The 22,422-nt window shown below is 70.5% G+C and carries 21 protein-coding genes, 2 tRNA genes and 1 pseudogene; 9 read left to right on the top strand and 15 right to left on the bottom strand.

Going from position 1 to position 22,422, the window contains the following annotated elements:
* Both ABZ374_RS08895 and rsgA read left to right on the top strand, forming a co-directional pair.
* Positions 1-612, top strand: a pseudogene (locus tag ABZ374_RS08895) (3-phosphoshikimate 1-carboxyvinyltransferase); the annotation flags it as partial.
* A 13-nt stretch (positions 613-625) separates the two neighbouring features.
* Positions 626-1,681 carry a ribosome small subunit-dependent GTPase A gene (rsgA, locus tag ABZ374_RS08890; protein WP_360308373.1) on the top strand — a complete coding sequence of 352 codons (1,056 nt, stop codon included), beginning with the start codon at positions 626-628 and terminating at the stop codon, positions 1,679-1,681.
* A gap of 15 nt (positions 1,682-1,696) precedes the next feature.
* On the opposite strand, the gene ABZ374_RS08885 is transcribed toward rsgA, so the two are convergent.
* Positions 1,697-2,260 carry a TetR/AcrR family transcriptional regulator gene (locus ABZ374_RS08885; protein WP_360308370.1) on the bottom strand — a complete coding sequence of 188 codons (564 nt, stop codon included), beginning with the start codon at positions 2,258-2,260 and terminating at the stop codon, positions 1,697-1,699.
* Positions 2,261-2,360: 100 nt separating this feature from the next.
* On the opposite strand from ABZ374_RS08885, the gene ABZ374_RS08880 reads away from it, so the two are divergent.
* On the top strand, positions 2,361-3,836 hold the full coding sequence (locus ABZ374_RS08880) for an MDR family MFS transporter (protein ID WP_360308367.1): 1,476 nt from the start codon (positions 2,361-2,363) through the stop codon (positions 3,834-3,836).
* 4 nt (positions 3,837-3,840) lie between these two features.
* On the opposite strand, the gene ABZ374_RS08875 is transcribed toward ABZ374_RS08880, so the two are convergent.
* The gene (locus ABZ374_RS08875) at positions 3,841-4,356 is read right to left on the bottom strand and encodes a DUF2231 domain-containing protein (protein WP_360308364.1); all 516 of its coding nucleotides are present in this window, start codon (positions 4,354-4,356) and stop codon (positions 3,841-3,843) included.
* A 234-nt stretch (positions 4,357-4,590) separates the two neighbouring features.
* Here ABZ374_RS08875 and ABZ374_RS08870 point away from each other — a divergent pair, with 234 nt between their 5' ends.
* Entirely contained in the window at positions 4,591-5,367 is a 777-nt protein-coding gene (locus ABZ374_RS08870) for a DUF4097 family beta strand repeat-containing protein (protein WP_360308361.1), read from the top strand.
* A gap of 45 nt (positions 5,368-5,412) precedes the next feature.
* Here ABZ374_RS08870 and ABZ374_RS08865 read toward each other — a convergent pair whose 3' ends face one another.
* The 4 genes from ABZ374_RS08865 to ABZ374_RS08850 form a co-directional block, all read right to left on the bottom strand.
* Positions 5,413-5,958 (bottom strand): DUF2087 domain-containing protein, encoded by a 546-nt coding sequence (locus tag ABZ374_RS08865; protein WP_360308358.1) that lies wholly within the window; start codon positions 5,956-5,958, stop codon positions 5,413-5,415.
* A 73-nt stretch (positions 5,959-6,031) separates the two neighbouring features.
* The gene (locus tag ABZ374_RS08860; RefSeq protein WP_360308355.1) at positions 6,032-6,721 is read right to left on the bottom strand and encodes an HAD family hydrolase; all 690 of its coding nucleotides are present in this window, start codon (positions 6,719-6,721) and stop codon (positions 6,032-6,034) included.
* Between the two features lie 74 nt (positions 6,722-6,795).
* Complete coding sequence (locus ABZ374_RS08855; protein ID WP_360308352.1) at positions 6,796-7,905, bottom strand: ferritin-like domain-containing protein; 1,110 nt, start codon at positions 7,903-7,905, stop codon at positions 6,796-6,798.
* A gap of 104 nt (positions 7,906-8,009) precedes the next feature.
* On the bottom strand, positions 8,010-8,534 hold the full coding sequence (locus ABZ374_RS08850) for a hypothetical protein (protein ID WP_360308349.1): 525 nt from the start codon (positions 8,532-8,534) through the stop codon (positions 8,010-8,012).
* A gap of 195 nt (positions 8,535-8,729) precedes the next feature.
* On the opposite strand from ABZ374_RS08850, the gene hisN reads away from it, so the two are divergent.
* A complete protein-coding gene (gene hisN / locus ABZ374_RS08845) occupies positions 8,730-9,527 on the top strand; it encodes a histidinol-phosphatase (protein ID WP_360308347.1) in 798 nt (265 codons plus the stop codon).
* A 173-nt stretch (positions 9,528-9,700) separates the two neighbouring features.
* Positions 9,701-10,102: a CBS domain-containing protein gene (locus ABZ374_RS08840; protein WP_360308344.1), complete on the top strand. Its 402-nt coding sequence runs from the start codon at positions 9,701-9,703 to the stop codon at positions 10,100-10,102.
* A gap of 97 nt (positions 10,103-10,199) precedes the next feature.
* On the opposite strand, the gene ABZ374_RS08835 is transcribed toward ABZ374_RS08840, so the two are convergent.
* Positions 10,200-11,657 carry a catalase gene (locus ABZ374_RS08835; protein ID WP_360308341.1) on the bottom strand — a complete coding sequence of 486 codons (1,458 nt, stop codon included), beginning with the start codon at positions 11,655-11,657 and terminating at the stop codon, positions 10,200-10,202.
* Between the two features lie 123 nt (positions 11,658-11,780).
* Between ABZ374_RS08835 and ABZ374_RS08830 the strand changes: the two genes are divergently transcribed.
* Entirely contained in the window at positions 11,781-12,197 is a 417-nt protein-coding gene (locus tag ABZ374_RS08830) for a Fur family transcriptional regulator (protein WP_360308338.1), read from the top strand.
* Positions 12,198-12,212: 15 nt separating this feature from the next.
* On the opposite strand, the gene ABZ374_RS08825 is transcribed toward ABZ374_RS08830, so the two are convergent.
* From ABZ374_RS08825 to ABZ374_RS08815, 3 genes are all read right to left on the bottom strand, one after another.
* Positions 12,213-13,148 carry a hypothetical protein gene (locus ABZ374_RS08825; RefSeq protein ID WP_360308335.1) on the bottom strand — a complete coding sequence of 312 codons (936 nt, stop codon included), beginning with the start codon at positions 13,146-13,148 and terminating at the stop codon, positions 12,213-12,215.
* 409 nt (positions 13,149-13,557) lie between these two features.
* Complete coding sequence (locus ABZ374_RS08820) at positions 13,558-15,483, bottom strand: tetratricopeptide repeat protein (protein WP_360308332.1); 1,926 nt, start codon at positions 15,481-15,483, stop codon at positions 13,558-13,560.
* A gap of 140 nt (positions 15,484-15,623) precedes the next feature.
* Positions 15,624-15,700 (bottom strand) — tRNA-Met (locus tag ABZ374_RS08815).
* 330 nt (positions 15,701-16,030) lie between these two features.
* Here ABZ374_RS08815 and ABZ374_RS08810 point away from each other — a divergent pair.
* Positions 16,031-16,300: a hypothetical protein gene (locus ABZ374_RS08810; protein ID WP_360308329.1), complete on the top strand. Its 270-nt coding sequence runs from the start codon at positions 16,031-16,033 to the stop codon at positions 16,298-16,300.
* A gap of 174 nt (positions 16,301-16,474) precedes the next feature.
* Here ABZ374_RS08810 and ABZ374_RS08805 read toward each other — a convergent pair.
* Together ABZ374_RS08805 and ABZ374_RS08800 are read right to left on the bottom strand one after the other, a co-directional pair.
* Positions 16,475-16,548, bottom strand: a tRNA-Met gene (locus ABZ374_RS08805).
* A 109-nt stretch (positions 16,549-16,657) separates the two neighbouring features.
* Positions 16,658-19,654, bottom strand: coding sequence for a UPF0182 family protein (locus ABZ374_RS08800; protein ID WP_360308326.1), 2,997 nt, complete (start codon positions 19,652-19,654; stop codon positions 16,658-16,660).
* Positions 19,655-19,846: 192 nt separating this feature from the next.
* On the opposite strand from ABZ374_RS08800, the gene ABZ374_RS08795 reads away from it, so the two are divergent.
* On the top strand, positions 19,847-20,389 hold the full coding sequence (locus ABZ374_RS08795; protein ID WP_360308323.1) for a PPA1309 family protein: 543 nt from the start codon (positions 19,847-19,849) through the stop codon (positions 20,387-20,389).
* A gap of 25 nt (positions 20,390-20,414) precedes the next feature.
* Here the strand turns inward: ABZ374_RS08795 and ABZ374_RS08790 are convergent, their stop codons facing one another.
* The 3 genes from ABZ374_RS08790 to ABZ374_RS08780 form a co-directional block, all read right to left on the bottom strand.
* Entirely contained in the window at positions 20,415-21,467 is a 1,053-nt protein-coding gene (locus ABZ374_RS08790) for a PDZ domain-containing protein (RefSeq protein WP_360308320.1), read from the bottom strand.
* Positions 21,468-21,514: 47 nt separating this feature from the next.
* The gene (locus tag ABZ374_RS08785) at positions 21,515-21,751 is read right to left on the bottom strand and encodes a hypothetical protein (protein ID WP_360308317.1); all 237 of its coding nucleotides are present in this window, start codon (positions 21,749-21,751) and stop codon (positions 21,515-21,517) included.
* A 138-nt stretch (positions 21,752-21,889) separates the two neighbouring features.
* Positions 21,890-22,351 (bottom strand): molybdenum cofactor biosynthesis protein MoaE, encoded by a 462-nt coding sequence (locus tag ABZ374_RS08780; protein WP_360308314.1) that lies wholly within the window; start codon positions 22,349-22,351, stop codon positions 21,890-21,892.
* Positions 22,352-22,422 lie beyond the last annotated feature (71 nt).

Genomic DNA, 22,422 nt, shown 5'->3' with positions numbered 1-22,422 from the left:
GTCGCCCCGGGCGCGTTGCTCGGCCGCGACATGGTCGTCGAGCCGGACCTGTCCAACGCCGGTCCGTTCCTGGCCGCCGCGCTGGTCACCGGCGGTTCGGTGACCGTACGGGACTGGCCCGAGCACACCACGCAGCCCGGTGACCGGCTGCGCTCGATCTTCACCGCGATGGGCGGCTCGTGCACGCTCGGCGCGGCCGGCCTGACCCTGACCGGCGGCACCGCGGTGCACGGCATCGAGGCCGATCTGCACGACGTCGGCGAGCTGACCCCGGTGATCGCGGCGGTCGCGGCACTGGCCGACGGCCCCAGCCGGCTGACCGGCGTGGCCCACCTGCGGCTGCACGAGACCGACCGCCTGGCCGCGCTGGTCAAGGAGATCAACGACCTCGGCGGCGACGTGAACGAGATCGAGGACGGCCTGGAGATCCGGCCGCGTCCGCTGCACGGCGGTGTCTTCCACACCTACGACGACCACCGGCTGGCCACCGCGGCCGCCGTGCTGGGCCTGCTGGTCCCGGGCGTGGAAGTGGAGAACGTGGAGACCACCGCGAAAACCATGCCCGACTTCACCGGTCTGTGGACGCGCATGCTGACCGCACGACGCGGCTGAGAGGCCCGGGACGATGGCGGGACTGGGCTCCAACCGACGCAGGGATTTGGACGAGGACGACATCCGGGTCCGTCCGGGCAAGCGCGGTTCCCGTCCGCGCACCCGGACCCGGCCCAAGCACGAGGACGCCCGCGAGGGTCGCGTGCTGACCGTCGACCGCGGCCGGTACACGTGCCTGCTGGAGGACGAGGACGCGCCGGACCGCTCGATCACCGCGATGAAGGCCCGCGAATTGGGCCGCAAGGGCGTCGTGGTGGGCGACCGGGTCGCCATCGTCGGCGACCTCAGCGGCGAGGACGGCTCGCTGGCCCGGATCGTCCGGGTCGAGGAACGCCGCAGCACGCTGCGCCGCACCGCCGACGACGACGATCCGTACGAGCGGATCATCGTGGCCAACGCCGACCAGCTCGCGATCGTCACCGCGCTGGCCGACCCCGAGCCGCGCCCACGGCTGATCGACCGCTGCCTGGTGGCCGCCTACGACGCGGGCCTGGAGCCGCTGCTCGTGCTCACCAAGGCCGATCTCGCCTCTCCCGACGACCTGTTGGAGATGTACGGGGCGCTCGGCGTGGAGTTCGTGGTCACCAGGAGCGAGTCGAACTGGGACCTGGATCCGATCCGTGCCCGCCTGGCCGGCAAGGTCACCGTCTTCGTCGGCCACAGCGGCGTCGGCAAGACCACCCTGGTCAACGAGTTGGTGCCGAACCACCGGCGCGCGGTCGGCCACGTCAACGAGGTGACCGGTCGCGGCCGGCACACCACCACGTCGGCGCTGACCCTGCGGCTGCCCCCCTTCGAGGACGACACGGTCGAGCCCGGCCTCGATCAGGGCTGGGTCGTGGACACCCCGGGAGTGCGCTCGTTCGGCCTCAACCACGTCGACCTGGGTCGGGTGATCAACGCCTTCCCCGACCTGGCGGCGGGCACCGAGGACTGTCCGCGCGCGTGTTCGCACGACGAACCCGACTGCGCGCTCGACGCCTGGGTCGAGGCCGGCCACGCCGAGCCGGCCCGGTTGTACTCGCTGCGTCGGCTGCTGAGCACCCGCGAACGCGACGAGGGCGACTGACGCCCACCGCCGGGGTCAGCGCACCAGGGGGAGGAAGATCGTGTCGACGATCTCCTCCAGGAGCCGGTCCGGCACGGAAGCGAAGGTCGTCAGGATCTCCAGCCGCAGCAGGCCGAACGGCAGGTCCTTGACGCGCTCGGTGAGAAGTTCCGGATTCTTGATCTCGCCGCGCGCGACGGCGCGCTCGAAGAGCACGTCGACGGAATTCTCCCGCCCCGCCGTCAGGAGGTCGCCGGGGCTGGTGCCGGTCTCCTGGTAGTAGCCGGCCAGGTGCACGCTCATCACGGTGACGAACCGGACGCGGGTGGCGTTGATCTCCCGCATGAGGGTGAGGACGTCCTCCCGCAGGCTTCCGGTGTCGGGCACGTCGAGGCGGTTCTGCTCCAGCATGTGCCCGATGGCCGCCCGGACCAGTTCGTCGCGGTCGGACCAGCGGCGATAGAGCACGGGCGGGCTGGTGCCCGCGCGCTGCACGACGGCGTCCATGGTGAACCTGGCGTAGCCGTTGGCCACGAGTTCTTCCCAGGCCGCGTCCAGGAGCGCCTTCTCCAGTGCCGCCCCGCGGCGCCGCTCGGCCATGCACATCTCCCCTGCATCCCTTAGATAGACTTGCCTATCTTATATCGGCGCCGTAGCGTGGCATCCGTAAGATAGGACTCTATATCTTAGGTGGCTGTTCGTGAACGTTTCCCATGACACCGGCCCCACGCCCGCGGCGACGGACCCCGACCGTATCGACCCCGCCGTATGGCGGATGGCCTTCACCATCGTGGTGGGCACCCTGGCCGTCGTCTTCGACACCACCATCGTCAGCGTCGCCCTCGACGACCTGGCCGGGCAACTCGACGCCCCGCTGTCGACGATCCAGTGGGTGAGCACCGGCTACCTGCTGGCCGTGTTCGTCACCATGCCGCTCGCCGGCTGGGCGCAGTCCCGCATGGGCGGCAAACGCCTGTGGATCGCGGCCCTGGGCGTCTTCCTGCTCGGCTCGATCCTGTCCGCGTCGGCCGGGAGCGTGACCGCTCTGATCGCCTTCCGACTCCTCCAGGGCGTCGGCGGCGGCATCATGATGCCGCTGATGGCCACGCTGATCATGCAGGCCGGCAAGGGCCGCCACATCGGCAGGGTGATGGCCGCCGTCACCCTGCCCACCGCGCTCGGCCCGATCCTCGGCCCGGTGCTGGGCGGCCTCATCCTGCATCTGGCCGACTGGCGCTGGCTCTTCCTCGTCAACATCCCGTTCTGCGTCGTCGGCGCCTGGCTCGCCTGGCGCAACCTGCCCGACGACCGACCCGCACCCGACGGCGCCCGCGCCAAGCTGGACGTCGTCGGCCTGCTCCTGCTCTCCCCCGGCGTCGCCGCGATCATCTACGGCCTCTCCCGGGTCGAGGGCGCGGGATTCGCCGGCGCCGAGGTCCTCGTCCCGCTGCTCGGCGGCCTCGCCCTGGTCGGCGGCTTCGTCGCGTGGGCACCGACGCGCGGCAGCGGCGCCCTGGTCGACCTGCGGCTCCTGCGCCATCGCGCGTTGGCCGCCGCCGCCGGCCTCGGTTTCCTGGCCGGGATCACCCTGTACGGGGCGATGCTGTTGTTGCCCCTGTACTTCCAGCAGGTCCGCGGCGAGGACGCCCTCGGCGCCGGTCTGCTGCTCATCCCCCAGGGCTTCGGGCTGCTCCTCGCCCGCACCCTGGCGGGCAAGTACACCGACCGTTTCGGTCCACGCCCGGTCGCCTGCGTCGGATTCGCCGTCGTCACCGCGGCCACGGCGCCGTTCGCCTTCGTCACCGCCGACACCGCCCTGGTCCTGCTGATGGCCGCGCTGTTCGTCCGCGGCGCCGGCATGGGCGCCGCCACGATCGCGCTCGCCGGCGCCGGCTACGTCGGCCTGGAGCACCGGGAGATCCCGCACGCGAGCATCATCACCCGCGTCGCCCAGCAGATCGGCGGCTCGGTGGGCACCGCCGCCCTGGCCGTCGTCCTCCAGCACACCGGCGCCGGCGCGCACACCCCCGACGCCCTGGCCGACGGCTTCGGCGACGCCTTTTGGTGGTCGGTGGCCATCACCGCCCTCGCCGTCCCGCTGTGCCTGCTCCTGCCCACCCGCCCCGAGCCGACCCCGACCGACAAGACCGAGGCCCAAGCCACCGTCCGGGCCTGATCCGTCAACGCGGCGCCGCGAGGCTGTTCTCGACCGTGTCGTGCCAGACCGCCTTGGACCCGGATTCGCCCACCCGCACCACCTGGACGACCGCGAACACCGCGGCCACCACGGTCAGCACGGCCACGATCGGAACCACGATCGGCGGTATCGTCCGCGGCCGGAACGTCGCGGCGGCCCGGTGCCGCGCGACCAGCATCAGCACCAGCGTGACGCCGAACAGACCCAGCACGTACCAGAGCATGTCCGCGCCCCGGTCCACGTGGGTCTGTACCGCGGCGGCGCGTTGGCCCTCGGTGAGCCGGTCCAGCCGGGCGAGCAGCTTCTCGCCGCTCTCCTTCGCGACGAAGGCGGTCAGCGCGGCGGCGGCGTCCAGGCCGACCACCCACCACCCGGCGCGCAGCAGCCACGGGCGCCGGGCCGCCACGAGCACGCTCGCGATCGCCGCCGCCGGCACGATGACCACCGCCAAGTGCACGACCAGGACGTGGAGGGGCAGGCCGGAGACGGTGTCGAACATGAAAAGGCTCTCCTAAGCAGTCGGGGCCGAGGGGGATGCACGACCCTCGCACAGAGCAACGGCTCACACGGTGCCCGGGTTCAGTGCGCGTCGAACACCCGTGCCGCCCGGGCGCTCACGGTCCGCTCAGGGGGGCCAGCCCTACCCCGGGTCCGGGTGACCGCCGGATGCCGCCCTCGGGACGAGCGCTCATACAGTTTGGGCAGCTTCGGATCACCTGTCGGGGAGAGTGTCATGAAAAGGCCGCTACGGACGTCACTGATCTTCTTCGGTGGGGTGTTCGCCATCACGGGGATCCTGCTGGCGGCGTGGACCGGGATCATCGCGCTCTCCAGCCACGACGTGCACGACACGAGGACCTTCACCCTCACCACCGGCGACCTGGTCATCGACACCGACAACGGCGGGGTCACCCTCGAACCGGGCGAGCCGGGCAGGATCATCGTGGACCGGCGGATCACCGACAGCATCAACGGCCCCGACCCGACCTGGACCCTGCAGGGCAACCGGCTCAAGCTGCGGCTGAACTGCCCGAGCTTCCTGGGCGTGAGCTGCGGCGGGTCCTACCGGATCAAGGTCCCGCTCGACGTCCCGCTCAGGGTCGGCGCGGACAACGGCTCGATCACCGCGAGCGGCCTGCGCCAGGACATGCAGTTCACCACCAGCAACGGGCACATCGGCATCGACGACAGCACCGGCAATCTGAGCCTGAACACCGACAACGGTGGCGTCTCGGTGTCCCGGGTGAACGCCGACCGGGTCTCGGTGCAAACCGACAACGGCGGCGTCCGGCTGCGCTTCGACACGGCGCCCACGAACGTGAAGGTGCGCACCGACAACGGCGGGGTGCACCTCAGCGTGCCGGACGACCACAACACCTATCGGGTGTCCACCCACACCGACAACGGCGGCGTCAACAACGACATCGGCAACGACACCCGTTCGAACCGGGTGATCGACGTCCGCACGGACAACGGCGGCATCGAAATGAACCTGGTTCCGGTCCGCTGAGACACGCCCCGGGGGCACACCCCGACCGAGGATCCGGCGGGTCGTTCAGACCACGAACGACCCGCCGGTGCGCCAGTACATCCCGCCCTCGCGGCCGAGGAAGCCCTCGTCGACGAGGTGCCTGCGCAGGGCGGCGTGATCGTCCATGAACCGGTGCAACGTCTCCTCGATCTCGGCCTCGTCGTAGCGCACTCCGGGTTCGAAGCTGCCCGCGATGTGATCCAGCACGACCAGCCGCTTGGCCCGCTGCACCGGCAACTGCCGGACCCGGCCCCGGACGAGGTAGGTGCGCAACACCGCCGCCTCGGCCGGGCCGCGGTCGGCGAACGCGTCGTCCGGCTCCCCGCCCATCCCAGCCGCGGCCTGGGCCAACGCCTCGGGGCAGGCATGCCAGCCGTCGCCGGACCGCGCGGCCAGACCGGCCGACTCCAACCGGGCCAGCACCTTGATCGTGTCCCGCAGCGGCAGTCCGGCCCGATCGGCGATCTCGGAGCTGAGGTGGGCCTCCAGAACCAACGCGGCGAACACCTTCAACCGGGCGTCGTCGGCGAGGAGACGGAGCAGTTCCGCAGGTTCGTCGGCCGGACCCATGGCTCCAGGGTAGGACTTTCGACCCCGCCGGGGACGGGTTGTCGGACAGGATCACCCGGATGCCCGTGCGAGGTCAGTCGCCGCGTACGCCCAGCTCGTCGATGTGCGCCAGCAGGTCGCCCGGCTCGTCGTAGACCCGGAAGGCGTGCGCCCGTTCGAGTTCGTCCGCGCCGTAGCCGCCGGAGAGCAGTCCCACGCCCAGCGATCCCGCCCGGCGGGCGGCCAGCAGGTCCCAGATGCTGTCCCCGACCACGACGCACTGCGCCGGGTCCACCCCGAGCTTGGCCGCACCGGCCAGGAACAGGTCCGGATCCGGCTTGGCCCGGGCGACCTCGTCGCGGGTGACCATCGCCAGGTCGGCGGGCGCGCCGAGCTTGGCCAGCATCGGCTCGGCGCCGGCCCGCCGCCCACTGGTGGCGATGGTCCACGGGATGCCCACGTCGGTGAGGTGGCGCAGCAGCTCCGGAGCCCCGGGCAGCGGCTGCACGAACGGCACCCGGGCGGCGTAGTGGCGCCCGTGCGCGTCGGTGAGCGCCTCCACCTGCTCGGGCGACAGGTCGATGCCCGTCTCGCGCTGGATGCCCTTGACGAACAATCCACCGCTCATCCCGACCTTGCGGTGGATCCGCCACATCGCCAGGTCGATGCCGGCCTCGCTGAGCGCCTCCTGCCACGACATCACGTGGTGGTAGACGCTGTCGACGAGGGTCCCGTCGAGGTCGAAGACGAAGGCGGGCGGACGGGCGCGTACAAGATCGGTCATGCCGAAAATCTAGCCCGTCCCCGTGCCTGCGGCCTTCTCGCACCGGAACCCCTCGCGCCGCGGCCGGCCCCGGCTCAGTCGTCCGAGCCCAGTTCCACCATCTCGGTCACCTCGGCCGCCCGGGCCCGTTCGTCCGCGCGAAAACGCCGGTCCCGATCCAACGCCTCGGCCTGGTCCTCGTCGGCGCGCATCATGTGCTCGACATCGGTATCGCCCATGTCCAGCACGCCCATCTCGGCGAAGGTGCCACGCACCTTGGGCCCCCACAGGCCGATGTCCTTGATGCACGGGACGATCCGACCGAACAACAACCGGCGGAACTCGCGCAGGTATTCGGAGTTCTCGGTGGCCTCGCGCGCCTCGGCCTTGTCGATCAGGAAGTTGTCCCACACCTCCTCGTCGCGCAGCCGGTCGCGCATCAGGTAGCAGCCCTCGACGACGAACTCCTCGCGCTCGCCGCGCTCGGCGTCGCTCAGTTCGCGGTAGTAGTCGCGCAGTGCCATCCGCCCGAACGCCACGTGCCGGGCCTCGTCCTGCATCACGTACGCCAGGATCTGCTTGGGCAGCGCGACCGTGGTCAGATCGCGCAATATCCCGAAGGCGGCCAGCGCCAGGCCCTCGATCAACACCTGCATGCCCAGGTAGGGCATGTCCCAGCGGCCGTCCGACAGCGTGTCGTCGAGCAACGACTTCAGACTCGGGTTGATCGGGTAGTACAGGCCGACCTTGTCCTTGAGGAAGCGCGCGTACACCTCGGCGTGCCGGGCCTCGTCCATCACCTGGGTGGCCGCGTAGAACTTCGCGTCCAGGTCGGGCACCGACTCGGCGATCCGCGCGCTGCAGATCAGCGCGCCCTGTTCGCCGTGCAGGAACTGGCTGAACTGCCAGGCGATGGCGTGCCGGCCCAGTTCGTCGCGCTCGCGCTGCGACATCATGTTCCAACTGCGCGTGCCGTACAGCGTGTTCAGTTCCTGCGGGATGCCCAGCGGGTTCGTCGGGTCCACCGGCAGATCCCACTCGATCCGCCGGGCGGCGTCCCACTGCTTGTCCTTGCCCTTGGCGTACAGGGCGAGGAGGCGATCCCGGCCCTCGTCGTACTCCCAGTTGAACCGGGCCGCCCCCGACGCGGGGACCTCCCAGACCGTCATATCGGCGGGCAGCGCGTACAGATCGTGCGTCGACACGGGCGTTCTCCTCGCGAGAGACGTGTGACGTGCGGCGGCGGTAGCCGTGTACTGGCTGTCCTACGCCCTCGTCGCGCCGACCGGAACCCCCACGAGGCCATCGATTACCGGCGAGTAGCCTGCTCCGTCCTCGACGTGCCCTCGGCCGGGGCGCTCGACGCCGTCCCGCTCTCGCCCGGCACCACCGGCGGCTTGCCCGGCCTGGCCGGCATCGCCGCGCCGATCCGGGCCTGCGCCGGGATGGCCGCCGCCGGACCGGCCGCGGAGCCCAACCGGCTGCGCAGCCGCTGCCGACGTCGACCCAGCGATCGGGTCGCGGCCGGACTGGCCCGACGCACCTCCTCGGGCAGCGCGAACCACGCCTCCACGACGGCGAGCGCCTGGGGTCGCTCGCCCGCCCGCTCCAGCAGGTCGGCGGCGCGTTCGTAGGTCCACGCGGTGCGCATCTCGGCCCCGACGCCGTGCAACAGGGTGCCCAGCTCGCGCAGTTCCTCGCGCTCGAAACGATCCTCGAGCGCAGTGCCCTCCAGCGTCCAACCGTCCAGACTTCGACGCGGTTGGACGAGACCGGGTCCCGGTACGGCCTCTTTGCCGTGTGTTGTCCTGCGCCCGACCCCGAACAGTGCCATCGCGGTCCCGCACCCCCTCCGCCATCGACTTCGTACTCGTATCACGCGCACGATCGATGAACGGTTGTCGACTGTCGCTGATCGCGCTTCCTTGTCTGCATAACGAGCGTACGAGGCGGCGGCGACGGCGCGTAAGTGTGTCCGTGCGCGCGGGGTGTACACAAACGTTCGCGAGCCGCCAGTACTGTTCGTGTCATGCCCGGCTATGACGATGATCTGCGCTTCGCCCACGTTCTCGCGGACGCCGCCGACGCGACCACCATGGACCGCTTCAAGGCGCTCGACCTCCGGGTCGAGACGAAGCCGGACATGACCCCGGTCAGCGACGCGGACAAGGCCGCCGAGGAGATCATCCGGCACCAGCTCGGGCGTGGCCGCCCGCGCGACGCGGTGCTGGGCGAGGAGTTCGGCTCGACCGGCCACGGTCCCCGGCGCTGGGTGATCGACCCGATCGACGGCACCAAGAACTTCGTCCGGGGCGTGCCGGTGTGGGCGACGCTGATCGCGCTGATGGACGGCGACGAGTCGGTGATGGGCGTGGTCTCCGCACCCGCGCTGGGACGTCGCTGGTGGGCCGCCAAGGGCGCCGGCGCGTGGACCGGCCGCAGCCTGTCCCAGGCTTCGCGCTGCCGGGTGTCGAAGGTGGCCGCGATCGAGGACGCCTCGTTCGCGTACTCCAGCATGGGCGGCTGGGAGGAGCGCGGCCGGATGGACGACTTCCTGGACCTGACCCGGGCCTGCTGGCGCACCCGTGCCTACGGCGACTTCTGGTCGTACATGCTGGTCGCGGAGGGCGCGGTGGACATCTGCGCGGAGCCCGAGGTCAACCTGTGGGACCTCGCGCCGCTGTCGGTGATCGTCGAGGAGGCGGGCGGACGATTCGGCTCGCTCGCCGGCACCCCGGGCCCCGCCGGCGGCACCGCCGCCGCCTCCAACGGGCTGCTGCACGAGGAGTTGCTGGCCCGGCTCGGCGACGTGCCCGAGGGCGTCTGACGGTTCCGGGCGTCCCGCAGGATTGCGGTACTCCTTTCGAGTGAGTTGTCCGCTATACCTTCCCTTGACCTTCGCGGCATGTGACCATGTGAAAACAGGGCTTGTGAACTTGTGAAAACTTTCCCGAGCGCACCCTCGCCCTGACATCCACGCCCCGACGGAGGTGGTGTCACATGCTCGTTCGCGACGGCATGAGCACGATCGTTCTGACCATCGGCCCGACCCATACGCTCCGCGCCGCGGCGCGCCTGATGTCCGCCCGCCAGATCGGCGCGGCGGTGGTGATCGACCCGGACACGTCCGGGCTGGGCATTCTCACCGAGCGGGACATCCTGATGTCGGTCGGCGCGGGCCAGAATCCCGACGCCGAGTGCGCCGGCGATCACCTCACCTCGAACGTGGTCTTCGCGACCCCGTCCTGGACCCTGGCGGACGCCGCGGCGGCGATGACCCGCGGCGGCTTTCGCCACCTGATCGTGCTCGACGACGGTGACGTACTCGGCATCATCTCGGTCCGCGACATCGTGCGTTGCCAGATCCACGAGGCACAACGCACCGAGGAGTTGGTGAGTTGATCGCGGCGGGCGACCGGGTGCGCCCCGGTCGCCCGCGCCGACACCGCCCGGCACCGATTCGCGGCTCAGGTACCGGGCGGCGGTTCTCGGGGGGTGGTCAGGCGCGCAGGTCCTTGACGGCGGCGGCGATCCGGTCGCCGTAGCCCTGGTCGGCGGCCCGGAAGTGCCCGACGACCCGGTCGATGATGTCGTCTCGGGAGACCTGGGCCAGGAAGCCGGAGATGTTGGCCACCAGCCGGGCCTGCTCGTCCGCCGCCATCAGCCGGTACAGGTTGCCGGCCTGCACGTAGTCGTCGTCCTGGGCGTGCGCGGGGGCCTCGTGGGTTCCGGTGACACCGGCCACCGGGGTCGCCGCCCACAGCGGCAGGCCGCTCTCGTACGGGCCGCCGAAGCTGTTCGGCTCATAGTTCTTGGCCCGCCCGCCCGGGTTGGTCGCCATGTGGCCGTCCCGACCGTGGTTGCGGGCGACGGTGGCGTGCGGCGCGTTGACCGGGAGTTGGGTGTGATTGACGCCCACCCGGTAGCGGTGTGCGTCGGCGTAGGCGAACAGCCGACCCTGGAGCATCTTGTCCGGGCTGGGACCGATGCCCGGCACGAAGTTGGCCGGGTTGAACGCGGCCTGCTCGACCTCGGCGAACACGTTCTCCGGATTGCGATCCAGCACCAGCCGGCCGACCTCGATCAGCGGGTAGTCGGCGTGCGGCCACACCTTGGTCAGGTCGAACGGGTTGAACCGGTAGGTCGCGGCCTCCGCGACCGGCATGATCTGCACCTTGAGCGTCCACGACGGCGCGGCTCCCGCGTCGATCGCGGCGAGCAGGTCCCGCTGATGCGAGTCGGGGTCGGTGCCGGCGAGCGCGGCGGCGGTGTCCGCGGTCAGATTCCGGATGCCCTGGTCGGTCTTGAAGTGGTACTTGACCCAGAACGCCTCGCCCTCGGCGTTGACCCACTGATAGGTGTGCGAGGAGAAGCCGTCCATGTGCCGGTAGGACGCGGGGATGCCGCGGTCGCCGAACAGCCAGGTGACCTGGTGGATGGCCTCGGGCGAGTGCGACCAGAAGTCCCAGACGTTGTCCGCCTCCTGGCTGCCGGTGTACGGGTCGCGCTTCTGGGTGTGGATGAAGTCCGGGAACTTCAGCGGGTCCTTGATGAAGAACACCGGGGTGTTGTTGCCGACGAGGTCGTAGTTGCCCTCCTCGGTGTAGAACTTCACCGCGAAGCCGCGCGGGTCGCGCACCGCGTCCGCCGAGCCGAGGTTGCCGGCGACGGTGGAGAAGCGGGTGAACACCTCGGTACGCCGGCCGGGTTCGCCGAGGAAGTGCGCCCTGGTGAACCGGGACAGGTCGGCGGTGACCTCGAAGTAGCCGAACGCGCCCGAACCGCGGGCGTGCACCACCCGCTCCGGGACGCGCTCCCGATTGAACCGGGCCAACTTCTCGATCAGGTACTGGTCCTGGAGCAGCAACGGCCCGCCGGGGCCCGCGGTCTGGCTGTTCTGGTTGTCGGCCACCGGTGCGCCGGATTCGGTGGTCAGCGTGTTCGGCTGCTGCGACATGGTTTGCGTCTCCCCTGGCGTTGCTCGTGCCGTGGTCAGGCACCCAACCTAGGACCAAGTTTGGACTTTGTCCAGAACAATATTTAGACCAGATCCAATCCGGGGACCTGTATCGTCGTACGCATGAGCGACCTTCTGGAACGACTGCGTGCGCGGGGATGGCGCCTGACCGCGCAGCGGCGCGTCGTGGCCGAGGTCCTGAACGGCGACCACGTACACCTGACCGCCGACGAGGTGCACGCGCGGGCGGGCGAACGCCTGCCGGAGATCAGCCGGGCGACCGTCTACAACACGCTGAACGAACTCGTCACGCTCGGCGAGGTGCTGGAGGTGGGCACCGACGGGCGGGCGAAGCGGTACGACCCCAACGCCCGCACCGCGCACCAGCATCTGGTGTGCCGCGTGTGCGGGACGATCCGGGACGTGCATCCGGACTGCGACCCGATCGCGGGCCTCGCCGAGACGGAGCGCTTCGGCTTCGACATCTCCGGCGTCGAGGTCACCTTCCGGGGCGTGTGCCCGGACTGCCAATCGGGCTGAGGCCGAGCCGACCCACTACGTGGGCGTGGTCCGCCGGACCAGGTGGACCGCGCCCGCGCGGGCCGCCCGGCGCAGCGCGGACCGCTCCGCGTCCAGGTGGGCGTGCAGGATGTCCAGGTCGGCGTCCTCGCCGCACTCGGCCAGGCCGAGCAGCATGCCCGGCGAGGGCCGGGTGCGCAGGAAGTCTCGGTACGCGGTGGCCGGATCGGCGCCGCCCGCCGACAGCCGGCGCCGCGCGGCGTCCCGCACCCGGGGCGAGCGATCCGCCAACGCACCCGCGAGTACGGCCGGTTCGGTCCCGGCCGGCAACACCTCGACCGCCCGCTCGCGCACCCGGGGATCGGGCACCCGCAGCAGCCGGATCGCGACGTGTCGGCGCTCCCGGCCGCGCAGCCGGGCCAGCAGGGCGTGTCCGGCCGCGCTCCGGCAGGCATGGTCCGAGTCGCGCAGCGCGATCGCCAACAGCGCGTCCTCGTCCAGGAGTTCCATGCCCAGGCGGCGCACGCTCGGTTGCTCCTCGGTGGCCAACGTGCGCCCCCGCGCCTCCCGGCGCGGCCCGGTGAGCAACGCCTCCCGGTAGGCGGACAACACCCCCTCGGACCGGCTCCGTCCGCGCAGCGCGTCGAGCACGGGCACCACCGCCCGCATCTCGTCCGGCTCGTCGTGCCAACGCAGCGCGGCCAACGCCCGCTCGCGCACCGAGTCCACCCAGTCGTCGGTCCGCAGCGCCAGGAACACCGAGGCCAACGGCCCGGGTTCGGCCGCCAAGCGCACCACCGCCTCCTCCCGCAGCCCGCCGTTCTCGTCCAGACTCGTCACCGCCGCAGCCAACGGATGCCGACGCGTACGCAGCAACGTCCTGGCCTCGGCCACCCCGCCGAGCACCCCCGCGACCGCCCGCGGCCGAGCGGCCCGATCCACCCGAACCAGCGCCGCCGCGGACAACCCCATCACCCTCACCGCAGCCGCATCAGCCCCCGCGTCCCCCGCCGCCACCACACTCCGCAGATGAGCCACCACCCGCCCGGCCCCCTCACGGCCCCCGCCCTCCCCGGGCCACTCCCCCACAAAGGTGCCCCCACCGCCCCCGATCCCCCGCCCCTTCCGCAACCAGCCACCCCGCACAACCACCCACCTCCAGCCTCAACCGACCCGGCCCTTGCACACACCCGACCCGACCCCACCGCAACCCGAAGGCCCGAACACAACAAAATCAGCCCGTTCGGCGCTCGAGGACAACCCAGGACGCACGCACACACGGACACTCAACCCCAATCGGCCCGTCCGGCGCTTGACGACAAAGCCGGCCGAGCCACCGGCCCGTCCGGCGTTCGGGGACGCAGCCGACCGAGGCCGACCGTCAACTGGCCAGCGACTCCGCCCGGAACGCGTCCAGCAACCGCTGCGCCTTGGCCGCAACCTCCGCCGGGCCGTGCGCAACCGCCGGTCCACACCAATGCTCCGCGTCGGCCAGGTCCCCACGCCGCAACGCCAACACCACCAGCCGCAACGCCGCCCGCCCGTGCCCCCCACGCGCGGCCACCGTCAACCACGGCTCCGCGCCGTCCGGATCCTCGTGCCGCAGATGCAACAGCGCCAGATTCCACGCCCCGGACACGCTGCCCGCCTGGGCCGCGACCTTGAACCGCCGCGCCGCCGACTTGTCCTCACCCCGCCGCGCGCACAACACCCCGCAGCGCAGCGCCGCCGTCACATGCCCCGCGTCCGCCGCCACCGCGTACCAGCGCTCCGCCTGCTCGGCCGCCCCCGCCTCGGCCAACATCGCCCCGAGCCGAAAGGCCGCGGTCGGTCGATCCGCCCGCGCCGCCGTCTCGTAGGCCCGCGCCGCCCCCTCGGCATCCCCCCGCCGTTCAAGCAACAAGCCCAGTTGCAGCGCCGCGTCCGCGTGCCCCGCCTCCGCAGCCCGCTGCCAGCAGGTCTCGGCAGCGTCGTCCAGGCCGCCGCGCGCGTGCAGGATGCCCAGGTTGTACGAGCCGTCCACGCTGCCCGCCTCGGCGGCCCGCGCGAACCATATCCGCGCCTCCTCGTCGTCCCCGCGCTCCAGCAGCAGCCCCGCCAGCGCGTTGGCCGCGTCCCCGTGGCCCGCATACGCGGCCATCCGGAACCACCGCTCGGCGCCCGGCGCGTCCTCGTGCTCGGCGTGCAACAGGCCCAGATTGAACGCCCCGTTGCACTCGCCCGCCGCCGCGGCCCGTTCGTACCACCGGGCCGCCTCGCTCGACCGCCCGCCGGCCGCGAACCACGCACCGAGCGCGTTGGCGGCCGTCCCGTCACCGGCCTCCGCGGCGACCTGCCACCACCGCACCGCACCCTCGACGTCACCCGCGTCCTGCAACAGGAACCCGAGCGCGCGGGCGCCCTCGGCGTCCCCCTCCTCGGCCGCGAGCCGGTACCACCCGATCGCCTCGGCGGTGTCCCCCGCCCGCTCCAGCGAGGTCGCCAGCCGTACCGCGGCCCGCACGTGGCCGCACGAGGCCGCCCGCAGGAACCACGTCGACGCCGCGCGTTCGTCGTCCCGCTCCTGCCCCATCCTGCCGAGCCGATAGGCCGCCTCGGGGTGCCCGGCCTCGGCCGCCCGGCGATACCACCGCTCGGCCCCGGCCCGCCCGGTCAACTCGAAGAACTCGCCCAGCGTGAGTGCGGCCCGCACATGCCCCGACTCGGCCGCGTTGCGCAGCCAATAGACGCCCTGGCCGGAAAGATCGTGGTGGACACCCATGCTCGCGCCGGCGCCCGCCCGCGCCGCGTCGGCCTGATCCAGCAGCAGCGCGCCGAGCGAGAACGCCGCGATCCGACTGCCCGCCTCGGCCGCCCGGTGCCACCACAACGACGCGGCGTCGTCCCGCCCCTGACGGTGCATCAAAACGCCGAGGTTGGTCGCGGCGCCCCGGTGTCCCGCCTCGGCGGCCCGCCGCAACAGCTCGGCGGCCTCGTCCTGTTCGCCGCGCTCCAGCAACATCAGCGCGAGGCTGTTCGCGGCGGAGGGGCTACGGCCGGCCCGCTCGCGATAGCGGCGTTCGAGTTCGGCCGCCTCGTGCCGATCCAGCGCCTCGTGTCCCTCGACGCTGCCGCTCGGGCTGCGCCGACGCGGCCGGAACGGAACCAGCACGGCATAGTCGTCGGGGTGTGCGGGAGTCGTCGCGGCGGCGGCCCGACCGCGGTCCAGGACCACCGTGTCGGGGCCTTCCGGCACCGCTTCGAAGACGTCGGCCTCCGGCGGTGGGTCGTCCCCCCGCCGTCCGCGATGTCCCTTCCACGCCCCCATGACTCCATCGTGGCATCTCGGGCCACATCCATGCAGTCGCGATTCGGCAACGACGGCCCGACTCCGGACGTATTGTCGTGATACGTCCCATGTCGACGCATGCACGAAGGGCCCGGTCGTAAAGACCGGGCCCTTCGATGTGGTAGCGGGGACAGGATTTGAACCTGCGACCTCTGGGTTATGAGCCCAGCGAGCTACCGAGCTGCTCCACCCCGCGTCGGTAGACACAACTCTACGGCAGCGTCCGAGGGCAGGCAAATCCCTTCGCCCGCACCCGGAACGGCGCCCGGAATCGTCATACCCGACCGGCAGCGCCGCACGCACCGCGCGGACGACCCGCGAGAGCGGCCGAATTCAGACCATGGAGTGAACCTGTTCATCCCGACCCCGATCCCGAATCGATCCCCCTTTGACAGCAATTACCCCTGGTTGACCGGGAGTTCGATTGCGCCACAACGGGGTTCTCGGCCAATCCCGGACACGATCGAATCTCGACATGGGGTCGGAAGCCGTCACGGCGTGCCTCCGATGGGGTACGGTCTGCGTCGTGGTCATATCAGGAATGGACCATCCGAGCATGCCGCGCCGAGTCCCGGTTCCACCGATGGACGTCGGCCGAAGCGGCGTGGGCGAGCGCCTCGAGAGGCACCTCGCCCTCATCGGTCGCGCCTCCACGCAGGAGACGGCGAGCAGTCTCGAATCGGCCGCCATCATCCAGAGCCTGGCCCCGCGCAACGAGTCGCGCGGCCACCGACTGGCGCGCGTCACGCTGATGGCTCCGCTGCGCGCCAAGCGCCGCCGCCAGATCGCGCTCTAGTCCGGCACCCCTCAGCCCGTGCGCCACCCCGACGCACCGCGTCGGGCCATGCCGTCACGTCCGGTCGGGCCCGCACCGGATCCGACCGAACGGACTCGACGACACCGGGACACGAACACGACATACGCGAGAGGCCCGGTTCCGAAGAACCGGGCCTCTCGCGTGTTTCCCAAGTAGCGGGGACAGGATTTGAACCTGCGACCTCTGGGTTATGAGCCCAGCGAGCTACCGAACTGCTCCACCCCGCGATGCGTTGTGCCTTGAGCTTACGTGACCGGTAGCCGCACACCAAATCGATAACGCGACGGGCCCGCCCCCGAAGGGAGCGGGCCCGCCTCGTGCGTCATGCGCCGTCGATCACGGCTTCGGCGTCGCGCCGGTCGCCGGAGCCCCCGTCGCCGGGGGTGTCCCGGTCGCCGGTGGCGTCGTGGCCGGCGGCTTGGCCGCCGCCTGCTCGGCCGCGATGGCCTTGTTCACGGCCGCCTGCAGGCGCTTCTGCGCCTCGCCGTACTTGGCGAAGTCACCCGCCTTCAGGGCCGCGTCCGCTTCCTTGAGCGCCGCGTTGGCCTCGTCCAGCGCCTGCTTGACCGTCGGGTTCTCGGTCGTCGGCGGCGGCGTGGTCCCCGTCGTCGGCGGTGGCGTGCCGGTGGTCGGCGGTGTACCGGTCTCCGGTGGCACCGTCGTGGTCGGCGCACCACTGAACACCTTGGTCAGCGCCTGATCGAGGGTGTCCTCGAAGGCGATGCTGCCGCCGTAGGAGACCAGCACCTTCTGCAGGACCGGATACGAGCCCGGCGCGTTGGCCCGGACGTACACCGGTTCCACGTACAACATGCCGCCGCCCACGGGCAGGCTGAGCAGGTTGCCGTAGACCACCACCGAGTCGCCCCGCTGCAGGATGTTGATCACCTGTGCGACCGCTGCGTTCGACTTGAACTGGTTCTGCATCTGGTCCGGACCCAGGATCGCCGTGTTCGGCGGCAGACTCAGGAGTCTGATCTTGCCGTAGCCGGGTGATCCGGGTTCCGAGTTCACCGCCATGAAGGCGGCCAGGTTCTGCCGTTCCTTCGGCACGAACGTGCTGGTGAGCTGGAACGACTGCTGCGCGTCGGGAGCGCCGCCCGGTGTCGCCGACGGCATCTTCATCGACAGGTAGTACGGCGGCTGGTCGCCGGAACCCGGTGCCTGGCCCGTCGGGTCCTTCGGGACCTTCCAGAAGTCGGAACCGTTGAAGAACGTCCGCGGGTCGGTCACGTGGTAGCGGGTCAACAGATCGCGCTGCACCTTGAACAGGTCCTGCGGGTAGCGCAGGTGCTCCATCAGGGTCGGCGGGATCGCGTTCTTCTTCTTGACCGTGTTCGGGAAGGCCTTCATCCAGGTCTTGAGGACCGGATCCTTCTCGTCCCACTGGTAGAGCCGGACCGAGCCGTCGTAGGAGTCGACCGTCGCCTTCACCGAGTTGCGGATGTAGTTGACGTTGCCGGTGTTGCCGACCGCGCCCCGGGCCCGGTCCTCGGCGTTGAGCGAGTCCGCGGTGGCATCGCCCAGCGTGGTGCGCGTCGCGTACGGATAGCCGTTGCTGGTCGTGTACGCGTCGACGATCCACTGCACCTTGCCGTTTATCACGGCCGGGTACGGGTCGCCGTCGATGGTCAACCAGGGAGCGACCGCCTCGACCCGTTCCTTGGGCGTGCGGTTGTACAGGATCCGCGAATCCTTGTTGATCGTGTCGGAGAGCAGGATGTTGCCCTCCTGGAACTTCGTCGCGTACAGCAGCTTGTTGAACATGCCGCCGATCGGGACGCCGCCCTTGCCGTTGTACGTGTAGGTGGCCTGACCGGACGCGGTGTCGGTCGGGTAGTCCACCTCCGTCGGCGTGGTGTTCTTGGGCGCACCCACGATCGAGTACTCGGTCGTGGACTCGCCGAAGTAGATCCGCGGCTGGTACGGACCGAGCGGGCTGGGCGTCTCCGCCTCCTGCGCGTCCGTGCGGATGTTGCCCTCGATGTAGACGGGCTTGCCCTCGCGGTCCACCCGGGTGCCCTCGGCCGCGACGACGCCGTAGCCGTGGGTGTACTTGGTGTGGTCGTTGACCCAGTTGTGGGTCTGACCACCCTTCGGGTTCAGCTCGCGCAGCGCGATCACGGTGTCCTGCATCTTGCCGTCGATCATGTAGCGGTCGACGTCGAGCGTGGTCTGGAAGCCGTAGTACTGCCGGAGCTGCTGCATCTGGTTGAACGTCGGCGAGACGATGTTCGGGTCGAGCAGTCGGATGCTGGCCGTGTTCGCGGCCTGGTCCTTGAGCTCGGGCTTGGCCTCGACGTTGCCGTCGTACTTCTCCGGCTCCACCGCGTCGATGCCGTACGCGTCGCGCGTCGCCTGGATGTTGCGCTCGATGTACTTGGCTTCCTTGGCCTGCTGGTTCGGCTTGACCTGGAAGCGCTCGACGATCGCCGGGTAGAGCCCGCCGATGAGCACCGCGGACAACACCATCAGGCCGAAGCCGATGATCGGCAGTGCCCAGGTGCGGCGGAAGACGTTGACGAAGAACAACGTCGCGCAGATCAGCGCGACGATGAACAGGATCGTCTTGGCCGGCAATACGGCGTGCGCGTCGGTGTAGCGCAGACCGGTGAATTGCGACGCCTGCTTGAAATCACCGGAGGAGACCGCGAGCGAATAGCGGTCCAGCCAGTACGCGACGGCCTTGAACAACACGAAAAGACCGAGCAGCAGCGAAAGATGCGCCTGCGCGGCCGGTGTCGCCCGCGAGCCCGGGCTCTGCACCCGAAGTCCGCCGTAGAGGTAGTGCGTGATCACCGCGAGGACGAGGCCGACGACGACCGCGACGAACGCGAAATTGATCAGGAATCGATAGAACGGCAGGTCGAACGCGTAGAACGACACGTCCTTGTGGAACTGCGGATCCTTGGTTCCGAACGACACGCCGTTCACGAACTGGAGCCACGTCTTCCACTGCCCCGACGCCGAGGTGCCGGCGATGATGCCGATGACGACCGACAGGCCGATCAGCAACCACGTACGGAACGGGGTGATCGCCGACCGGTAGCGGTCGAGACTCTGCTGCTCCAGCGACATCCCCCGGAACGCCGGTCGCAGCCGATAGGCGACATACACGTTGGCGCCGACGACCACGGCCATGAGCAGACCGAACACCAGGAACAACCCGATGCGCGTCCACAACTTGGTCGTGAATACGTTTCCGTAGCCGACCGACTTGTACCAGAGCCAATCCGTCCAGAAATTCGCGAACAGCACCCACGCGACAACGATCACCACGAGGATGGCCAGCGTCAGGAGCAGGGTTCTGGACCTGCGGGACGGAGCTCCCATTCTGATCCGACGGCCACCTGAGCCGCCTCGTTCGGGCATCTGAAAAACCAAGGGTGCGCACCTCGATCATTACCTGGACGCGCCCGGTCGGCGCTCGATGGGTCAACTTACCGAGACAGGACGTGGTTCCCCACCGACACGGCCGATACAGGGTCGTGATCCGCCGTGGGGCGAAGACGGGAAGATGGGGTCATGACCGTTGCACTCACCCAGGCCCTCGTCGAGATCGAACGCCACGTGGCGGCGTACGGCTGGGACCAGCAGGCCCGCCTGTACGCGCTCGTGGACACCGCGGAATTGGCCCGTACCGAACCCGACCTCGCAGCGCAGCTCGGCTTGTCCGCCGACCGTGACGCGCCCATCGACACCCTGACACCGATCGAGCAGGAAGAGGTCCCCGAGAACGTCGCGATCGACGAATTCCTGGCGAGCATCGCCTGGCCCGAGGCCGTGCTCGGCTGCGCGCTCGTGGTCGAGCGGCTGATGTTGCCGCCGTCCGCCGAGGCGAGCATGCCCGCGGTGGGCAGTGATCGCGAGATCCACGAGTGGGTCGCGTCGCACCCGCAGCGCCAGGAGGTCCGGCTCGCCGTCGGCGTGCTGCGCGACGGTTCGCGCGAGTCGGCCGTGCGGCTGCGGGACAAGGACGACGACTCCGAGGTGCTCTCCGGCGCGGACCTGGTGCCGGGGCTGGCCGAGGCGCTGTTGGCGACGTTCGGCGAGGGCGACGAGGAGTAGTCCGCGTCGAGGGGGTTCGCACCGGTCACGCATGACATTCCGTCAAAGTGCCCTGGCCGGTGCGGATCGTCTCCAGCGCCTTGAGCGCGTCGTCCAGCGTCTCCACCTGGACCAGGGTCAGCCCGCCCGGCTTGGTCTGCGCGGCGGAGGCGCAGTTGGCCTTGGGCGTGAGGAAGTACTTGGCGCCTTGGCGGCGGGCCCCGATGGTCTTCATCTGGATGCCGCCGATCGCGCCGACCTTGCCCTCGTCGTCGATGGTGCCGGTGCCGGCCACGAACTTGCCGCCGGTCAGGTCGCCGGGGCTGAGCTTGTCCACGATGCCGAGCGCGAACATCATCCCCGCGCTCGGGCCGCCGACGTCCTCCAGGTGGATCTCCACCTTGAACGGGAATTTGGGCAGGATGCCCGGCGTGATGCCGACCAGGGCCCGGCCGTCGTCCTCGGCCTTGCGGGTGACCACCTGCACGTCGCGCCGGGTGCCGCGGGCGTCCGCGGGGTCGACGGTGAGCGTGACGCTCTCGCCGGCCCGGTGCTTGGTGATCGTCGCGGCGACGTCCTCGGCCTTGGTGATCGGCGTGCCGTCCACGGCCAGGATGATGTCGCCGGCGTGCAGCTTGCCGAGCGCGGGTGCGTCCTTGGCCACGGTGGCCACGATCACCTGCTTCTCGACCGGGATGCCGAGCGCCGCGAACGCCGCCACCTTGGCGTGCTCCTGCGACGAACTGAACTCCTCGGCGTTCTCCCGCTCGACCTCGGCTGCGGACTTGTCGTCGGGGTACAGCGACTTCTTGAGCACCACGTCCGCGTCGCCCTTGACCCAGCCGGCGAGCGCGTCGAGCAGCGGCATGTCGTAGGACTTGTTGGTCACCGACACGGTGGTCATGTTCAGGTGACCGCTCGTGGGATACGTCTCGTGGCCCGAGATCTCGATGACCGGCTTGCCGCCTTCGTCACCGAGCGTGTTGTACGTGGGCCCGGGGCTCAGCTCGGCATAGGGCACCGGCGCGAACAGGACGGCGCAGGCCAGGGCCAGCAGCAACAGCCCCGAGACGACCAGTGTGGCGGTGCGGCGCGACATGCGCCCGACCCTACGGCACCCGGGATTTCCCGGTGCGGCCCGGGCCGTCACGGGCTTTCGAGGCCCGGTTCCGGGGTGGGTTCGGCGGTGGCGTCGGGGAGGGGTTCGGGCCGGACCGGGGTCGCCGTGCGGACCCGGTCCAGGGCCGCGCTCCACTCCGCGAAGTCCGACATCGAGTCGTGCATGTTCGGCGTCCGAAACGACCGGCAGGTCCACGCCGCCCAGCTCACCGCGATCACCAGCGCCACCCCCGGGATGGCCCACCACCATGCGACCGACGCCATGACGTACTCCGTCCACGGGAGGGGGAGGCTGACGGCTTAAATCATATGTATGTGGTGGTGATGGTGCATTTCCGCTGCTCCGAGGCGGGTGGGGCCTCGGTGGCGCACGGGATTCGCGCGGCCGTGGGGGGGTCGGTCTCAGCAGGCGCCGACCCAGTCCGAGTCGCCGTCCACGAAGTGCTGGAGCTTCCAGATCGGCACCTCGTGCTTGAGCTCGTCGATCAGCCGTCGGCAGGCGGCGAACGCTTCGGCGCGGTGCGGGCACGAGACGGCGACCACGACCGCGAGGTCGCCGATCTCCAGCCGGCCGACCCGGTGCACCGCGGCCATCGCGCGCACGGGCAGATCGGCCGCGATCTTCTCCATCACCCGACGCAGCTCGTCCTGGGCCGAGGGGTGTGCGGAGTATTCCAGCGCGGTGACCGAGCGTCCGCTGTCGGCGTTACGGACCGTGCCGACGAACAGGTCCGTGCCGCCCGCGGACGGGTCGCCGACGGCGGCGAAAACCTCTTCGACGGACAACGGCGTGTCGCGGATCTCGGCGATGCGGATGACGTCCATACCGGGCAGTATCGCGCGCGGCGGGCCGGCACCGATCATGCCGGTCCCCCGTTCACCGCCGTTCGGCGCGTGCGCGTGCGTGCGGTCGCCCTGTCCGCGAGTGCCTGCCG

This window comes from Embleya sp. NPDC005971 (genome assembly GCF_040629175.1).
GTDB lineage: Bacteria > Actinomycetota > Actinomycetes > Streptomycetales > Streptomycetaceae > Embleya.
This window is presented reverse-complemented; position numbering and strand designations above follow the sequence as displayed.

Excerpts from the sequence above, each read along its gene's own strand:
- ABZ374_RS08865 (WP_360308358.1), bottom strand. The coding sequence starts at position 5,958 with ATGGGTCCGGCCGACGAACCTGCGGAACTGCTCCGTCTCCTCGCCGAC.
- ABZ374_RS08860 (WP_360308355.1), bottom strand. The coding sequence starts at position 6,721 with ATGACCGATCTTGTACGCGCCCGTCCGCCCGCCTTCGTCTTCGACCTC.
- ABZ374_RS08830 (WP_360308338.1), top strand. The coding sequence starts at position 11,781 with ATGAGCGACCTTCTGGAACGACTGCGTGCGCGGGGATGGCGCCTGACC.
- ABZ374_RS08850 (WP_360308349.1), bottom strand. The coding sequence starts at position 8,534 with ATGGCACTGTTCGGGGTCGGGCGCAGGACAACACACGGCAAAGAGGCC.
- ABZ374_RS08825 (WP_360308335.1), bottom strand. The coding sequence starts at position 13,148 with ATGGGGTTGTCCGCGGCGGCGCTGGTTCGGGTGGATCGGGCCGCTCGG.
- ABZ374_RS08885 (WP_360308370.1), bottom strand. The coding sequence starts at position 2,260 with ATGGCCGAGCGGCGCCGCGGGGCGGCACTGGAGAAGGCGCTCCTGGAC.
- ABZ374_RS08800 (WP_360308326.1), bottom strand. The coding sequence starts at position 19,654 with ATGGGAGCTCCGTCCCGCAGGTCCAGAACCCTGCTCCTGACGCTGGCC.
- ABZ374_RS08820 (WP_360308332.1), bottom strand. The coding sequence starts at position 15,483 with ATGGGGGCGTGGAAGGGACATCGCGGACGGCGGGGGGACGACCCACCG.
- ABZ374_RS08870 (WP_360308361.1), top strand. The coding sequence starts at position 4,591 with ATGAAAAGGCCGCTACGGACGTCACTGATCTTCTTCGGTGGGGTGTTC.
- ABZ374_RS08790 (WP_360308320.1), bottom strand. The coding sequence starts at position 21,467 with ATGTCGCGCCGCACCGCCACACTGGTCGTCTCGGGGCTGTTGCTGCTG.
- ABZ374_RS08780 (WP_360308314.1), bottom strand. The coding sequence starts at position 22,351 with ATGATCGGTGCCGGCCCGCCGCGCGCGATACTGCCCGGTATGGACGTC.
- ABZ374_RS08835 (WP_360308341.1), bottom strand. The coding sequence starts at position 11,657 with ATGTCGCAGCAGCCGAACACGCTGACCACCGAATCCGGCGCACCGGTG.
- rsgA (WP_360308373.1), top strand. The coding sequence starts at position 626 with ATGGCGGGACTGGGCTCCAACCGACGCAGGGATTTGGACGAGGACGAC.
- hisN (WP_360308347.1), top strand. The coding sequence starts at position 8,730 with ATGCCCGGCTATGACGATGATCTGCGCTTCGCCCACGTTCTCGCGGAC.
- ABZ374_RS08795 (WP_360308323.1), top strand. The coding sequence starts at position 19,847 with ATGACCGTTGCACTCACCCAGGCCCTCGTCGAGATCGAACGCCACGTG.
- ABZ374_RS08840 (WP_360308344.1), top strand. The coding sequence starts at position 9,701 with ATGCTCGTTCGCGACGGCATGAGCACGATCGTTCTGACCATCGGCCCG.
- ABZ374_RS08875 (WP_360308364.1), bottom strand. The coding sequence starts at position 4,356 with ATGTTCGACACCGTCTCCGGCCTGCCCCTCCACGTCCTGGTCGTGCAC.
- ABZ374_RS08785 (WP_360308317.1), bottom strand. The coding sequence starts at position 21,751 with ATGGCGTCGGTCGCATGGTGGTGGGCCATCCCGGGGGTGGCGCTGGTG.